This window comes from Pseudomonas sp. Leaf127 (assembly GCF_001423155.1).
In the GTDB taxonomy this organism is placed as follows: domain Bacteria; phylum Pseudomonadota; class Gammaproteobacteria; order Pseudomonadales; family Pseudomonadaceae; genus Aquipseudomonas; species Aquipseudomonas ovata.
Genome location: NZ_LMOA01000025.1, coordinates 35,834 through 51,173, shown reverse-complemented (window position 1 = coordinate 51,173; position 15,340 = coordinate 35,834). Strand labels below are relative to the sequence as shown.

Sequence of the window (15,340 nt, the reverse complement as noted above, 5' to 3'; positions counted from 1 at the left end):
CTTCAGCTCCTTCCAAGCTAGCTCGAAGGAAATCAGCGATACGGCTTCCTTATATAGTTCAATGAGCTGCACGTCAATGGGGGTCATAATGCCATCACTGCTCCACGAGTCCGACTCGTACCGTTGCAGACAAAAGACCGCTTCTGGCCGATTTCTGCCGTTAGCAAACGGCAGCTTTGGGTCGAAAGCAGCCATCAGCGACAGGCCGCTCTGGGTCGGATAGCGACGGCCTGTTGCCGCCGCTAAGTGTTCAAACTTCGGTCTGCTCCGAAATCTCCAAAGCATCGTCTACCTCAATACCTAGGTAGCGTACCGTGCTTTCCAGCTTGGTATGGCCGAGGAACAGCTGCACAGCCCTCAGACTCTTGGTTCGTCTGTAGATAAGCGTCGCTTTGGTTCGGCGCAGCGTATGAGTACCGTACAAAACGGGATCGAGACCTATCGACGCAACCAATGCCTTGACGATACGGGCGTATTGCCGAGTGGATAGGTGCGCGGAGTCTCGAATACGACTGGGAAACAAAAAGTCTTCGCCACGAAGATGCGCCAACCGTATCCAGGACTCCAGTGCTTTCCGGGTCTGCTCCATTATTTCAAATTGCACCGGCCGTTTGGTCTTTTGCTGCATCACCATAACTCGGGGCGCGACGTGTTGCCCCTGAGAGACGTCGCTAAACCGCCTTCAACGCACCTGGTCGAACCAATGAAGCAAGCGCAGGCGACGCTGGCGATGCGACATCTGGCCGAACAGATCAAGTGTCGCTTGTGTCACTCGATCACGACATAAAACGGCTCCGACTTCCCGTACAGACGGTTATCGCTCTTGCCGATCAGGAATGCCTCCACGAAGTGCACCCCGCGATAAGCTAAATCCTCTTCACGCGAAAAGCCTGAGTCGCTGGGATAGAAATCACCGCGTAGTGAGTTGGCGTAGTATGCCGCCTGGTCGGTGTTCGTCACGCGCCACCGCACTTTGAACGATGAGGGGAACGGCAGTCCGACGGAGCTGGATGCCGTGAAGCGGATCGAGTTGCCCTTTGGTAACGGTTGCAGCGTCGTCACTGAACACAGACGCCTGCCTTTTTTCTCGGTCAAGAGCTCGGCAGACACCTTGACGTGGTACGACTGCGACGCGGGGCGCCACTTGGGGCGCTGGACATAGGGTAGCCGGGTGATGCGCTCTGGCAATGCTGCGCGACCAAGCTCGATGACACGCTCGACCAAATCCTTGAAGGGGCTTGCCGAAACCAGCGCCTCGTTTCCCGACATGCTCTCGCTTGCCAAAACCAGCACACCACTCTTAGACATGCTCTCGCTCAGCCGAGCAGACTCCTTGGCCTCGTGGGCAGCGAAGCGGTCGCCGAAGACGCGCTGCCACTTGCCGATAGACTCGTCGCGGTCCGCCTCGCCGAAGGCTTCGTCGATCCACGTGCGGTAAAGGTTGATCTTCTCGCGGAAGTTGCCGTATTTCGTTTGATCCCAGACGCGGCTCTGTATGTCTGACCATAGCACTGGGTTTCGGATGACAGGAACATTGGGGCGTGTCTGTAGGTAGTCATCCAGCCGGCCCATCAAAGTCTTCAGGCAGGTTGGTGTGTCCGCGAAGGCAGACGTGCTCCTGTCCGAGTCGTAGATGTGCATCCCCACCAGCGTCGTGAACAGGAATGACGGGCAGGTGAAGTTAGTCTTGATGTCGCGTAGGTACTTCAGCAGCCGCGTGACCTTTTTGAGGTCGTTACCACCCGCTACGCCGTTCCTACCAACCACCCAGGCAGTATATTCCAGCGCGGCGGTTGTCTCGAACTCGTTGGAGGTCCGATTGCAGACCTCGTATGTGTTAGACCAAAGACGACCTTTGACGCAAGGCGCGATGTCGATGCGACGTTCGCCCGCGTACTCGATGGTCACGCAATGCGAATACCGATGCACCTTGTCCTTGTAGGTGCTATGGCCGTCAAAGAAAGCACCTAGCTTGTTGACGTAGTCCTTGGCTTCCCAACCCTCGACGGGGTCCACAATCACCAACAAGTCGGCATCAAACTCGCCGCCCGTACACGGCTTGATGATGGTGCCGTGAGCCCATGAACCGTGAGCGGCAAAATCGAGAATCTTCGGCCCCCAGTTGGCCGCCTTGATCGCTTTTTGAACTGCTTCGACGCTGGCACCCAACTGGCTCACCCGCGTGTCGTTGAGGTTGACCTCGCTGCTGAGGAAGGTCTTGAACTGATCAACCAGCTTCATTCCTTAGCCTCCCCTGCGAGCGCCTTCTCGGCCTTGCGCACAAGATCCTCTGCCGCGTGATGGGCTTCGTCTTCGTTCGCAGACCTAAAGATGGAGTAGACCCAGTCGAAGACCAGCGGACTACGCTCGCGATGCTGGTAGATGGCGTCCTGCAAGGCGCGCGATTCTGCCGAAAGGGCTGCCGCATCGGCGCCACCAAGGGCCTTAGTCCAGATTTTGTCCCACTCGCCGGTCAAATTGGTCAACGAAGTTGCTGCGTTGGCCTGCTGCATGCGCTCTCGCAGAGCCCACGTCAGCACGGGCAGGAACGGCACCACCAAGGTCATAATAAGATCGGGAAACTGCAGCCCCTTATACAAGCCCACGTAAAGCAGTGCCACACCGAACAGGAGGGTGAGCGCCAGCAGCCAGCCCCCGTACCGGCGTCTGAGTCGCGCGTCGTAGCTAATGTTTGTGCGCTGGCCAATCAGCCGGGCCAAGTGCAGGGGCAAACGGCCGATGCACACCTCGTACCAAGCCTGGAAGTGCGCCTCGCGCTTCTTGGACAGCGGCTTGGCCGACAGCCTACGCACGTCTTCATGTTCCACCTGCGCGCCCGCCACGAAGCGGTTCCAAGGCAGACCGAAGACGTCTGTATCAAACTGCTCCTGCAGCTTGGCGCCGCGCTTAAGCCGATCCTTTTGGATACGGTCAAACAACGCCGCCTCCATCACGAGCAAAATCAAGCTGGCCAAGGCCAGAAAGGGCCGAGTCTCGGGCATCTGGGGCCCAATCCAAACACCGATTACGGGCAAGATGATCGATACCAGCACCAACAGACCCTGGGTTACCTTGGCTGCACGGTAGTTGCGGTGGCGGGCCCGTAGTAGGCCCCGATTAACGTCTGACGCCTGCTGCGTCGGGATATCGTTTCGAAGGCTGCTCATTGATCCCTCAGAGCGTGTTTTTTGTTCTGCAACACCTATGTCGCAGCCATCACGTGTATTTTGTGGCGCCTGCTGAAATTACAAGTGCTTATAGGTCGCGGATCGAAAGGTAAGTACATGCAACCGCCGATACTCGGCTTCCAACCCTGAGCGGCTGCAATGGCCGATAGCGGCCATTCACGAACGGCTGCTGTCGATCCATAGCGGACTGTGAGTTTCCGATGGTTGCTTCGACGCTTTCAATGAGAATCATCGGGGGTTCAGCGCACAGAGCGCCATGAAGGACAAAGCTTCCTGATTCGTACCAACCACTAGCCTAATCAGGCGATTGAGCGATATTTTTGGCACAGTTCCATCTGTAGATGAAGCAAAGCACCATTAGGTAACAAGCCGGTAAAGGATGGTCAACAAGGAGAGGATATGAGTCAGGCTTGGCCCTACGCGGGCGCCCGCTGGTGGAAATTCGATTTTCACACGCACACACCAGCATCAAAGGATACAAATGCTTGGCAAGCTGTTATTGGCACCCCCGATGAGCTGACGCCGCAAAAATGGCTGCTCAAGTACATGGCCGCTGCAATCGACTGTGTGGCGGTCACCGATCACAACAGCGGTGAATGGATAGACAGACTCAAAGCCGCTTACTCGGATATGAAGCGTCATGCAGATGCCGGTAACCGACCTGAAGGTTTTCGTGAGCTCCATTTATTCCCTGGCGTTGAGATTTCTGTTCAGGGCGGCTTCCATTTGCTTGCCATTTTCGACCCTTCTGCCTCCAGCCAAACCATCAGTGATTTACTGGCTAAAGTGCATTACTCGGGTACACGCGGGGACAGCGACGGTGTGACACGTGAGGGCGCAGCAAATGTGATCAAGCATGTCATCGCCGAAGGTGGATTAGCGATTCCTGCTCATGTGGAAGGTGACAAGGGGTTGCTGCAGGTCGAGCAGGAAACCCGCAAATGTTTGCTGGATACGAACACCGTCAGACAAGTTCTACAGGAACCAGGCATCCTGGCTCTGGAATGGACTTCAGGAATCAGCTCTCCTCCCATAGTGCTTGAAGAACTAAAGCTTCGCTTCGCCAGTGTTGCTGGGAGCGATTGCCACAGCTTCAAAGGCTCGGCGGTTCCAGGCTCGCGCTTCACCTGGATCAAAATGGCCAGACCTAACATGGAAGGCCTACGCCTCGCGTTGCTGGATGGACAGGAGGTTTCAGTTCGCCGAAGCGACCAAAGCAATGGGTTTGCACCATTTAATACACCCGAGCACTTCATCGAATCTATTGAGATTCAAAATGCACGCTACATGGGACAAGGAAAGAGAGGTGCCTCTCTACCACTCAATCCCTATTTCAATGCATTGATCGGCGGCCGAGGAACAGGAAAATCAACCATCGTGCACGCCCTTCGCTTGGCATATCGAAGGGAAAAGGAACTGTCGCACGCTTCCGAGGCAGGACAGACCTTTCACAAATTCAAAGTTATCGCGAAGAACAAGAATGATAACGGTGGCTTGCGCGACGATACAGTGGTTCGTGTGCAGGTGATTCGTAACGGTTCTACCTATCGCCTCACTTGGCGACAGGGCGACACCGAAAGCGTAGTGGAAGAGCAGGACACCTTATCTAGGGATTTCATGCTTTCCGACAGTCAGATCATCAATGAGCAGCGCTTTCCGGTAAGGCTTTTCAGTCAGGGACAAATTTCTGCCTTGGCCGGTGACAGTCAACAGGCTTTGGTGAAAGTGATCGATGATGCGGCTGACACGCGCCCGCAGAGAAACGCATTTGAAGACGCAAAAAGCGCTTTTCTGGCGTCCCGCGCACGGATGCGCGAGATGGAAGGTAAGTTAGCAGGACTCGAATCCGTAACGCTCGCATTGCAAGACATAAAGCTAAAACTGGAACGCTTCGAAGGTACCGACCATGCAACGGTATTGAAAAACTACCAGCGCACTAGCCAACAAAATCGCGAGCTTGGACGTCAGTTTGAAACTGCTGCCGAGCTTGCTGCTGATCTGGAAAATGTCGCAGCCACGTTGCAGCCTGAAGATCTGCAAGCAGGACTTTTTGATGCCAATGATGACAGCCCGGCACTGGCCTGCCTTCGGTCTTTGAATGCGCTTATCGATAGAGTAAGACAGGATGTCGAGGCATCCGCTGCCGAGTTGGCGGCGGCTGGAGACACACTGAAAGCAGGTCTTGAGTCATCAACCTGGTTTACCCAAATCGCTACCGCCAAAGAAGCTTATGATCAACTAAAGGAGGGTCTTCAGCAGCAAGGGGTCAACGATCCCAGTGAATACGGCCGCTTGGTTCAAGAAGCGCAGCGGCTGGAAACCGAGTTGAGGAGCTTGAACACGCTGAGGACGCAATATGCTGACCTGCGCAACATCGCGATGTCACATCTGGAGCAAATCCAGATGGCACGGCGCGCTATCAGTCACCGACGCAGCGCGTTCCTAGAATCCACCCTCCATGACAATCCATATGTGAGAATTGAGCTCATCCCGTATAGCCGTGATACGCATGGGATTGAGCGATCATTGAGGGAGGCGCTTGGTGTACAAGACAGTAAGTATGCGGACGACCTCTATCAAGAGCAGGAGGGCGCGTCGCCAAGGGGGCTGATAGCGGACCTCATGGTGGCTGCCGAGCTAACGGGAGACACGCCTAGCTTTGAGGAGTCGTTGAAGGGTTTAAAGTCGCGGCTATCTCATGCCTGCCGTGGTAAGGCTGAGTTCGGAGGTTGGTTCAATAAGTTTTTAAAAGTCGAAACCGATAGGCGACCCGAATACATTGATCACCTGCTGTGCTGGTTCCCTGACGACGGTCTACGGGTGGAATACAGTCGCAAAGGTAACGGACGAGACTTCCAATCCATCGGTCAAGCTTCTGCCGGACAGCGTGCAGCCGCCATGCTGGCTTTTCTGTTGGCACATGGGGGGGACCCCCTAGTACTCGACCAGCCAGAAGACGATTTGGACAACCACCTCATCTATGGATTGGTTGTTCAGCAGATCCGCTCTAACAAACAGCGCCGGCAGCTCATCATTGTTACTCATAACCCTAACATCGTAGTCAATGGTGATGCCGAGCTAATCCATGTACTGGATTTCAACAACCAGTGTCATGTGAAGCAGACTGGCTCACTACAGGAGCAGGACATGCGACAAGAGGTTTGCCAAGTGATGGAGGGGGGCGCAGAAGCGTTTGAGCGACGCTATAAACGTTTGGGAGGTGAGGTCTAGCAGGTGGCTGAAAATACCCACGTCGGGATGTGAAGGGCCATAAAAAAGCTGACGACCTGGTGCACCGTACAGGTTTTGGGGTCGGCCTGAGGCGTGGGGGCTATGTGCTTTAGCATCGCCTGCTAATCATCTGTGATCGAAAACAGCTATCCAATGTCTTCCATGGGGCGCCTGCTGCATTGAGGACATAAAATCCCCATCAAACGTGGTTCCACCACGTTTGGCTATTGCTTTTTGCAGATCAGCCCTATCTAAGCGCGTGGAAACATTAGGTTTTGTGAGCATTTGTCGCACCTGCCCACAGGTCTAGCATGCGTTGCCCGATAAGTGTACGGTCAATACACCTTCCTGATGCCATAGCTTAAGGCGATGGTGTCCACCTAATTTAAGTGGACACCATTCTTAGCCTTTTTAAGCGGACGCCCATGCTACAACAACGTCGTTCCTATTCCAAAACCTTCAAGGCCCAAGTCATTGCCGAATGTGCGCAACCTGACATCTCGATTGCCAATGTCGCTTTGACCCACAATCTCAACACCAACCTCGTCCATAAATGGATTCGGGTGCATGCACAGAAAACTCTGGCGCTGCAAACCGCCTTCATCCCGGTCAAGTCATTGCCAGCGCCAGCAGTGCATCAAGTCCTTCGTGCCACGATCAGGATCGAAGTGCCTCATTCAAAAGGCGTAGTTGTGGCGAGTTGGCCGGCAGAAAATGCAGCGGCATGTTCCGCTTTTCTGCGAGACCTGCTGCGATGATTCGCATCGACACCATCTGGCTCGCCATCGAGCCCATGGACATGCGCGCCGGTACGCACTGTGCCTAGCCCAGTTAGTACGTCCTTTAAATACGCATACGGATCATGGCCAGTCAGCCGCGCAGACTGGATCAAGCTCATGATCGCTGCCGCACGTTTACCGCTGCGAAGCGGTCCAGAAAAGAGCCAGTTCTTGCACCCGAGAGCCCATGACCTGACTTGGGTTTCTGCCCAATTTTTGTCTATGGGTACAGCCCCGTCATTGAGGTAGCGTGACAGTGCTGCCCAGCGTTTCAGGCTGTATTCAAGTTCTCTGCTGATTACCGAACCTTCGGGTACAAGCGGCGAACGCCATGAGGCCATCAGGGCTTGGGTACATTCCTAAAACAGCGAGGCAAGCCCTGCATTTCCTTTAAGGCTAGCTACCGTGGATCGAACCTTTGATGGAAAACTTTTCGGTCGTTCCGTCAAAACGATTAACCCAGAAGCACTTAGTGCCGAAGTCAGCACTTCGAACACTGAAGTCGGTGATACCACACCCAATTTTTTCGGCGGCTTTTGGATGATTCTCCAACGCCGCTCGCAATATCACTGCGTCGCCAGCATTGACACGATCACCTACGTCATACCGGTGAAGCATTGCCGTTAGGTGTGCGACTGCGTCCCCTCTCTTTTCGAATTGCAGGGGACCTAGTGTGATGGGCTTCGCGGGCATGTGTAACCTCCAATTCAGCGGTGGGATTATGTGGCAACGTCGCCAGGTAGCGCGAGACGTTCGCGTACCTCGCGAATGATGATGGCTGGGATATCCATTACATGAAGTTGCCCTACACGCTCGGAGATCCACAATACGCATCCCTCTTTGTTCAGGTCGTCGCGGGCAATTTTCTCGTACAAAGCGACCGCGCTCATTCGGGAAAGGCCGAGCTCCATGAGCGAAAGAAGCGTCGTCGATGAAACGCCGAACTCAAGTTGGGTTCCGATATCCAAACCGTCATCAATCAAGTCTTTACGGCCAATCTCGTTAAGATGCAGATGCAGCACATCCATATAAGCGGAAAAGTACTTCGGCGCCTTAAAGCGCGCAATCTGCTCTACTAGCTCCATCGTGCTTCGGATAAGCTCCGGGAGCTTGAAAGACCTGCCTACGTCTTGGTGCCATTCGATGCTATCGCGGATGATCCTGGCCAACGAGTAACCCTTTAGCCATTTGAAGATGATCAACGCAAAAAGCCTGATACGATTCTCAGGGGTGAAGGCGAGAAACAAGTGTTTGTTGATCCTCGTCATAATAGTGATAAATCGGTCGTAGCTGTCATTACTCGCCACTTCGGCCGGAAGCAGGTTTTCGACATCACCTTCGTAGGAGCGGAAAGCTTCGAGAAGACGCTGAAGGCCAACTGCGCTCACACCTGGGTGCCGAGCGGCCAAATCTATGTTGATTTCAATCTGCGTCACCAAGGCACTGAGAGCCTCGTCAAGCTTCGCTATTGACGCAGCGTCATGGCGTTTCGCGAGGCTTGCTGCTGATATAGAACCAAGTCGCATGAAGGTAGTGAGCAGATAGGCGCCAACCTGCTCGAACGTATCAGCATCTTCGATGCTGGACAGATCTGATTGTCCACGACGCAAGAGATAGTCCGCCATGCTGTCACCCAGTTCGAGAACAGCGTCGCTTTCCCGTTTAATGGGATAGCGTGCGCGGCTGGGAACTCCAGAGGGCCAAGCCTGCCTATCCTCAGGATCGATGCAGATGATGTTTCCTTGGAACTCGTCACCCCATCGGCCCGCGCGTCCAGCCAAGTTCCAGAAATCGTGCGGTTCCATCGGGTGCCCCTTCCCCTTGCGAGGTCCGCGCACCACGATTGTGCGACACGACAGGTTCACGCCTTCAATCAAAGTTGAAGTGCATACAAGGAAGCGAATCTTCCCTGTCCGAAATAGTCGCTCTATCTCTAGCCTAAGCAAGGATGGCATGTTGCCATAGTGAAACGCGACCCCTAGCTCAACTAAAGGTGCAAGGCGGAAATCCTGATGCACGCCCTTCCGAGCAAGCTCAGCGAGCTGTGAGAGCTCCCAATCGATGAATCCAAGCTTGGGTAAAAGTTGGCTGATCAGATCCGCGACATCTTCCGCCTCACTAGCACCATTCGTGTAGACAAGCGTACCACCTCTCTCTCCGGCAGCCGCAGCGATAAACGCAAGGCGCTTTTTTAGTCCATCCGGCGTGCTCGCGAGCTGAAGTGTTCCTACTGGAAGTGTCGAACCCTGCTGCCGAAGAGTAAGCGTCCAGAGCTTCGATTTTCGCGGCATCTGGGTGGCGACCATCAGATTCTGAAGGACCGTGGAGGAGTCGCTATCAACAGCAATGGTCTGCACACCAACAGGCGCATCCATAAGCAACTCTTCGGGGTTTTGGGTCGCTGGGCTTAAAAACACAGCCTTCAACTTAGGATTTGCACGGGTAGCCCGCTCTACCGCATCCTGTAAAATTACACCACGCTGGTTATCACCGATTTTGTGCGCCTCGTCCACAATAAGTAGGTCGATAGAGAACACATCATTGAGCACATTCGCGAGAAGGTGCAACCGTTCCTGAGTGAACACAAGAATCACTCGCGCGCCGCCAGTGCGAGCAGCTTTGTACTTATCGGCAAGCGGAAGAGACGACACCTCGATTAGCTCGGTATTACCTAGAAGTCCCTTGAGGTTGGTCTCTATCTCGGAGACCAGCGCGCGGGTTGGGGCGAGATAGACCGCTACCCGAGTTTCGCCCGTAATCACTTGGTCGATCAGCCACTGAAGTACAAGAAACGTCTTGCCAGAGGCCGTAGGTGCTGATGCCGAAAGCCAGCGGTCACCGGCAGCATTGATCCAAAAGCGTTGCTGAAAGTCGTTTACTTGTAGCCAGGCGCCGCTAGATTGCACCAGGATGGAACGGTCCATTTCACGACGCTGAGCTTCGAGGCGCAAAGCAACCCCCAACCGTCCGTCAAGGCCGGATTCTACCAAGCCCCGATCAGTGGCTAATGCAATAGCCCGGAAGTTTGAGAGCTTGCCCAAAAGTACAGCACCTGCGTCTTTAAATGCCTGATTGTCCGTCAATGAAATTGCAGCAGTTGCAATTCGGAGCGCTGCTTCTTGATCGCCCCTTTGATCGGATCGCGCCAGAATGCTGCCAGCGAGTAACAACCTAGGCCAATCAATAACCGAAGCTGTCGGTGCGGAAAGGTCGAGCACCAAATTATCAAGTTCATTGCGCACGGTGAATCGAGTGACCGCATCGAGATCTTCCCGAATACCTTCTTGGAGAAGCCACGATTGGAGGTTGGCGAGGCTCATTCGTCCTTAATCCCCATCGCTTTGAGGAATGCGGCGCGGAAACCTTCGGCCGACGGCAGAGGTACACAGAACACCTCGATTTCCATCTGCTCAAGCTTCTCGAGCTTAAGCCGATTCCCGATGCTTTTACTCCAACTAGTCAATTCCGCGCGGGATGCCTTAACGATCTCTTCCGCAACCCCCTTCGCATCGCCTTTGGGATAGAACGGTGCGTCGAAACCCACAAGGACAACACCGCAATACTGAACCCGTTTAGACATAACCGACGATTTATCAAAATACTTTTTGAGCGCATCGGTGAGTGCTGGATTACTAAGGTCAGCCTTGTCACTCAGGAGTATCAGATCACTTTCCCGTTCCGCCTCTTCGTGTTCGTGCTCGATAAGGAAGGGGGCAAGGGAATTGAAACAGTCGCGAATCGCAGAACTTGCATCCCCGTAGACTTTCGATTCGCCCCAGTAGAGTTTCAAGATACCTTCCGGTGTCACCCCTGCATACACTCCATCCGCGCCGTGATAGTGCATACGATTATCTGTCTTGAGATCCATCTTGCAGAGAATCTGTGGCAGTTTGAGGAAGCGCTCCGCCAGCAGAAACAGCAGCATCTCTCCACCTTCGCCGGTGTTCGTCAAATCAGTAAACGAGCGTTTGGCCCGCTCAACGAGCTCGGCGACTGCCTCGGTGCTATTGAACCTACGATCTCGCGCTTTCGCCTCAGCGAGCTTCGAGCGTGGGATCGCATAATCAGCAACGGTATTTCGCATGAACTCTGCTAACCGGCGTGGTTGAACACGGCCGTTACCATCCACCGAAAGACAGTGACAGTGAATCTTGACCAAATGTCCGTCAATGAGTACGTCACGTTCTACGAGCTCAAGGTGAACCTCAAGCGCTTCTGGATCTCCTGTAAGAGCAGATTCGAGATCGTTGGGAGTGATGGTTGACAAGTGGCCTCCATGGCATCTACCCGGCTGCCTTCAGATGGGTATTAGCAGCAAATGTAACCGCCCGCGCTTCCTTAGTCCACGGGCTCGCTAACGCACCTATCTGGCTCATTTTCTGTGTGGGTACCCCTTACCCAAAGGGAAAACGGTGCGCTGTCTTTCATGGGGCTCGTTCAGGAACCGAAACGCATGGCTTACCAGAGAGCCCCTTTACTGACATGACTGTCTTTGCCCATGTTTCAATCACCTGTAGGCCTAGCCTTTATCCGCCAACGACACCAAGTCGTTCAGCAACCCACTGCTCCACCTCAAGGGAGTCCCAACCCACCGCCCGCCGCCCGATGCGCTTAGCCTGAGGGAAACCGCCCTCTTTCATCAGCGCATAGATATGACTGCGCCGGAAACCGCTCATCTGCTCAGTTTCGGCCAAGCGCATGATACGGCGGGCGCTGCGCGACATGGACACAGTCGGGAAGTCTCGTTCGATCTGCTTCACTGCTAAACCCTTACGCCTTGCTGGCGCTCAATGGACGTCATGGCAGTGAAAGCTACGCATGCAAACGCGCACGTTAAGATAATGCGCGCATTTATTTTTTGGCTTTGCTCAGAACCCTTCTCACCTGAGACGCAGATTTTTCAAGACGCCTAGCGATTACCGATGCGGGGAGTTTCTTCGCAGCCAGTTCAAGCGCTTCCTCATGCCATGTGGGCACTGACTTTTTCGATCTATTCTTCGCAACGGTGGCCCGTTTCTTATCTAAGGCGATGGTCTTCCGCTCGCTGGCCAGTTCGTCGAGCAAACCCTCAGTCGTGCCGAACTCTTCTGCTCTCGCCATCTGCACCAAGCAGTGGATGAGATTCAAGCTCACCGGCACCGTACCGTCATACTTGGCTCGGTGAGGTCCTTTACGCGCGCTGTAGTAAAGAGCCAAGGCAGCAGTTTCGATACGACTAAATTCGTCCCACTGATCCACCTCTTTCATCCAATCCACAGCGTTATCACTGTTGAGTTCAAGCCCTTCCAAGACATGTGCTGGCGCAAACGTTAAAAGCAGTCCGGCAATCGCCTCGCTATCCATTCAGCCTGCTCCTTGCTGAGCCTGCTTTAGCTCAAGGTGCATAACATCGCCAAGGGTAGGAGTGGTAACAAACTTCGCCCAAGCTTCCATCAGCAGCCGACGCTTGTTGAAGAGGTCTGAGCGGGAGTAAGCGCCTTCGGTCTGGTCTCGTTCATCATGAGCGAGAGCTAGCTCACAGACCTCACGCGGATGATGAGTGCATTCCCCAGCCCAATCACGAAACGAGCTGCGGAAGCCGTGCCGAGTGATGTCAGCATGCCCCATGTCATGCAATAAATTACGAATGGCATTGGCGTGCATGATTCCACTGGCTCCACGACCAGGGAAAAGAAAGTTACTTTCTTCAATACGCGGCAAAGCCTCAAGCATTGCCACGACCTCTGGTGCTAATGGAATGCTGAACGCTTTTCTCATTTTCATGCGTTCGGCAGGCAGGGTCCAAATTCCGGTTTGCAGGTTGAACTCCGACCATCTGGCAGCCTGCACCATGTGAGCTCGAGATGCCGTCAAGATCAGCAAACGAGCCGCCACTGCGGCGCGGAATTCGATTTCGGCAAGTCTGGCCATCAGAGCAGGCACCTCTTGCCAACTCATAGCAGGGAAATGCTCTCGTATCCGGGCCTTTTTCTTTTCGGCTCGGCTTAACAGCTTGTCCAGGTGACCGCGCCAGCGGGCTGGGTTTTCACCTTGCCGGAGGTTGCGTGCTTTAGCTGCGTCCAGGACCAGCTCGATTTGCCCTCGAACCTCATCAGCAGTCCGAGTCTTGGTTAGCCAAATCGGTTTCAGCACCCTCAGTACATGGTCGGTCTCGATCTCGCCTACTGGCAGCTTTCCGAGTATGTCGAAGGCATATAACTCCAACTTGCGTAGCCAGCCCCTTCGCCACTTATCAGACCAGCCAGGGCCATGAGCCTCTGCATACTCATTGGCCATCTGCTCGAATACAACCCGCTTGGCGTCCTCGGCACGAAGCTCACTACTCAGGCGCTCACGCTCAGAATCGCGCGCCGCTTTTGGATTAATACCATTGGCCAGTAGCTTGCGCGCATCCGAGGCTTTACCGCGCGCATCTGACAACGAAACCGAAGGGTATCCGCCCAATCCCATATCGGTGGACGACTTGTTGAATTTGTAGCGGAAAATCCAACTGGTGCCGCCCGTTGCCCCGACCTTGAAGTACAAGCCATTACCATCCGAGGTCAAGCTCTTGGAGCCCGCTCTCGTGAGTTTCTCGATGGCTTTGACAGTCAGCTTGCTCATGCATATCTCCGCATACCCGATCCTTCCAGCCCACACTTCAGCCCATACTTTAGAGGCTGGCTTTTGTTGGAGGGGTCTGGATTTCAGCGGACGAAGATACACGTAAACCCCAGTAAAACCTAGGCTTTGCAAGCATCTCTTATATGTACACTGGAGTTCTATGGAGAATATATAAACCGGCCACAAGCCGGCTTTTTAATGTCTGAATTTCCCCGTTTCAGGAGTTTCCGTCCTGGCCCTACCGCAGATCGTAACCTGACTCAGGTTGTTGGCCCGCGCTGTAAGGCTGATCAGATGGAGCGCTGATTGACGCGACTGGACAGCGCCTCGGCCGACTCCTTGCGTTCGGAATATCGATCCACCAGATAGTCCTGGCGATCACGCAGCAACAGGGTGAACTTCATCAGTTCTTCCATCACATCCACCAGGCGGTCGTAGTAGGAAGAGGGCTTCATCCGGCCAGCTTGATCAAACTCTGCGAACGCTTTGGCCACCGATGACTGGTTGGGGATGGTGAACATGCGCATCCAGCGCCCCAGCACCCGCAGTTGGTTGACGACGTTGAACGATTGCGAGCCGCCGCAGACCTGCATCACCGCGAGCGTCTTGCCCTGAGTGGGCCGTACAGCGCCGATGGCCAGTGGCACCCAGTCGATCTGAGCCTTGAATACTGCGCTCATGGCGCCGTGTCGTTCAGGAGAGCACCACACTTGCCCTTCGGACCACTGCATCAGTTCGCGCAGCTCCACAACCTTCGGGTGGGTGTCGGGAGCATCATCCGGCAATGGCAGGCCTGACGGGTTGAAGAGCCTGGTTTCAGCGCCAAGGGCCTCCAGCAGACGCGCAGCTTCTTCTGTGACCAACCGGCTGAAGGAGCGCTCTCGGGTCGAGCCGTACAGAAGCAGGATCCTGGGTTTATGAAGTGACGGGGCACGCGGTGTCAGTTGCTCCAACGATGGCGTATCGATCAGATCGGCTTGTACGTTCGGTAATTCATCCTGCATATAACTCCCCTCGACTGGGCGGTTGAGCCCAGCCACAGTGCGCGCTTGATCTTAAAGAGTCCCGATCCGGCTCAGTTCAGTCTTGAGCGCATCAACACTCATGGTGTGCAGAGGCAGAGCCAGGAACGCACTTACACGCGCCTGGATGCGGGCCAGCGTCGATTCGAACGCAGCCTTCACTTGCGCCTCCGTTCCCGTCGCTTCTGACGGATCCGCCAGCCCCCAGTGCGCCTTCAGCGCCGGACCGAAAAACACCGGGCAAGCTTCGCCGGCCGCTCTGTCGCAGACGGTAATCACGATGTCTGGCGGCGAGCCTGCAAAGGCATCCGAAGACTTGCTGCTCAGCCCTTGCGTGGAGATACCAGCCGCTTCGAGGGTCTGTAGCGCTCGGGCATTGACACGCCCGCTTGGAAAACTTCCGGAGCTGACCGCCTCAATACCGGACGGCGCCAGATGATTGAACAGCGCTTCGCTCAGGATGCTGCGACAGCTGTTGTGGGTGCACATGAACAACACTTTCATCGGGCGATTCCTT

Annotated in this window: 12 protein-coding genes and 2 pseudogenes; 2 read left to right on the top strand and 12 right to left on the bottom strand. The window is 54.7% G+C overall.

Translation table 11 applies throughout. From position 1 onward, the window contains the following. Positions 1-250 precede the first annotated feature (250 nt). The 3 genes and pseudogenes from ASF84_RS26310 to ASF84_RS26300 all read right to left on the bottom strand — a co-directional run. Positions 251-661: pseudogene (locus tag ASF84_RS26310) on the bottom strand (tyrosine-type recombinase/integrase); the annotation flags it as partial. Positions 662-768: 107 nt separating this feature from the next. Further along, positions 769-2,241, bottom strand: coding sequence for an SMODS domain-containing nucleotidyltransferase (locus ASF84_RS26305; protein ID WP_056841844.1), 1,473 nt, complete (start codon positions 2,239-2,241; stop codon positions 769-771). Further along, the gene (locus ASF84_RS26300; RefSeq protein ID WP_056841843.1) at positions 2,238-3,167 is read right to left on the bottom strand and encodes an S-4TM family putative pore-forming effector; all 930 of its coding nucleotides are present in this window, start codon (positions 3,165-3,167) and stop codon (positions 2,238-2,240) included. The genes ASF84_RS26305 and ASF84_RS26300 overlap by 4 nt, the downstream gene beginning before the upstream one ends. A gap of 420 nt (positions 3,168-3,587) precedes the next feature. On the opposite strand from ASF84_RS26300, the gene ASF84_RS26295 reads away from it, so the two are divergent. Both ASF84_RS26295 and tnpA read left to right on the top strand, forming a co-directional pair. Continuing rightward, positions 3,588-6,419, top strand: coding sequence for a TrlF family AAA-like ATPase (locus ASF84_RS26295; RefSeq protein WP_056841842.1), 2,832 nt, complete (start codon positions 3,588-3,590; stop codon positions 6,417-6,419). A 425-nt stretch (positions 6,420-6,844) separates the two neighbouring features. Beyond that, the gene (tnpA, locus tag ASF84_RS28830) at positions 6,845-7,177 is read left to right on the top strand and encodes an IS66-like element accessory protein TnpA (RefSeq protein ID WP_156684402.1); all 333 of its coding nucleotides are present in this window, start codon (positions 6,845-6,847) and stop codon (positions 7,175-7,177) included. A 53-nt stretch (positions 7,178-7,230) separates the two neighbouring features. Here the strand turns inward: tnpA and ASF84_RS28825 are convergent. From ASF84_RS28825 to ASF84_RS26260, 9 genes and pseudogenes are all read right to left on the bottom strand, one after another. Then, positions 7,231-7,518 (bottom strand): annotated as a pseudogene (locus ASF84_RS28825) (IS66 family transposase); the annotation flags it as partial. Between the two features lie 76 nt (positions 7,519-7,594). Beyond that, complete coding sequence (locus tag ASF84_RS28820; protein WP_236709485.1) at positions 7,595-7,816, bottom strand: DCL family protein; 222 nt, start codon at positions 7,814-7,816, stop codon at positions 7,595-7,597. A 101-nt stretch (positions 7,817-7,917) separates the two neighbouring features. Then, positions 7,918-10,518, bottom strand: coding sequence for a DEAD/DEAH box helicase (locus tag ASF84_RS26290; RefSeq protein WP_056841841.1), 2,601 nt, complete (start codon positions 10,516-10,518; stop codon positions 7,918-7,920). Beyond that, positions 10,515-11,465 (bottom strand): HamA C-terminal domain-containing protein, encoded by a 951-nt coding sequence (locus ASF84_RS26285; RefSeq protein ID WP_056841840.1) that lies wholly within the window; start codon positions 11,463-11,465, stop codon positions 10,515-10,517. Before ASF84_RS26285 ends, ASF84_RS26290 begins: the two co-directional genes overlap by 4 nt. A 259-nt stretch (positions 11,466-11,724) precedes the next feature. Next, on the bottom strand, positions 11,725-11,922 hold the full coding sequence (locus ASF84_RS26280) for a helix-turn-helix transcriptional regulator (RefSeq protein ID WP_056842004.1): 198 nt from the start codon (positions 11,920-11,922) through the stop codon (positions 11,725-11,727). A 127-nt stretch (positions 11,923-12,049) separates the two neighbouring features. Continuing rightward, positions 12,050-12,541 (bottom strand): hypothetical protein, encoded by a 492-nt coding sequence (locus ASF84_RS26275; protein ID WP_056841839.1) that lies wholly within the window; start codon positions 12,539-12,541, stop codon positions 12,050-12,052. Next, entirely contained in the window at positions 12,542-13,801 is a 1,260-nt protein-coding gene (locus tag ASF84_RS26270; protein WP_056841838.1) for a tyrosine-type recombinase/integrase, read from the bottom strand. Positions 13,802-14,091: 290 nt separating this feature from the next. Beyond that, positions 14,092-14,805 (bottom strand): arsenical resistance protein ArsH, encoded by a 714-nt coding sequence (gene arsH, locus ASF84_RS26265; RefSeq protein WP_056841837.1) that lies wholly within the window; start codon positions 14,803-14,805, stop codon positions 14,092-14,094. 51 nt (positions 14,806-14,856) lie between these two features. Next, a complete protein-coding gene (locus tag ASF84_RS26260) occupies positions 14,857-15,327 on the bottom strand; it encodes an arsenate reductase ArsC (protein ID WP_056841836.1) in 471 nt (156 codons plus the stop codon). Positions 15,328-15,340: the final 13 nt, after the last annotated feature.

Bases quoted from the DNA above. Each gene is read 5' to 3' on its own strand.
- ASF84_RS26305 (WP_056841844.1), bottom strand. From the start codon at position 2,241: ATGAAGCTGGTTGATCAGTTCAAGACCTTCCTCAGCAGCGAGGTCAAC.
- ASF84_RS26300 (WP_056841843.1), bottom strand. From the start codon at position 3,167: ATGAGCAGCCTTCGAAACGATATCCCGACGCAGCAGGCGTCAGACGTT.
- ASF84_RS26295 (WP_056841842.1), top strand. From the start codon at position 3,588: ATGAGTCAGGCTTGGCCCTACGCGGGCGCCCGCTGGTGGAAATTCGAT.
- tnpA (WP_156684402.1), top strand. From the start codon at position 6,845: ATGCTACAACAACGTCGTTCCTATTCCAAAACCTTCAAGGCCCAAGTC.
- ASF84_RS28820 (WP_236709485.1), bottom strand. From the start codon at position 7,816: ATGCTTCACCGGTATGACGTAGGTGATCGTGTCAATGCTGGCGACGCA.
- ASF84_RS26290 (WP_056841841.1), bottom strand. From the start codon at position 10,518: ATGAGCCTCGCCAACCTCCAATCGTGGCTTCTCCAAGAAGGTATTCGG.
- ASF84_RS26280 (WP_056842004.1), bottom strand. From the start codon at position 11,922: ATGTCGCGCAGCGCCCGCCGTATCATGCGCTTGGCCGAAACTGAGCAG.
- ASF84_RS26275 (WP_056841839.1), bottom strand. From the start codon at position 12,541: ATGGATAGCGAGGCGATTGCCGGACTGCTTTTAACGTTTGCGCCAGCA.
- ASF84_RS26270 (WP_056841838.1), bottom strand. From the start codon at position 13,801: ATGAGCAAGCTGACTGTCAAAGCCATCGAGAAACTCACGAGAGCGGGC.
- arsH (WP_056841837.1), bottom strand. From the start codon at position 14,805: ATGCAGGATGAATTACCGAACGTACAAGCCGATCTGATCGATACGCCA.
- ASF84_RS26260 (WP_056841836.1), bottom strand. From the start codon at position 15,327: ATGAAAGTGTTGTTCATGTGCACCCACAACAGCTGTCGCAGCATCCTG.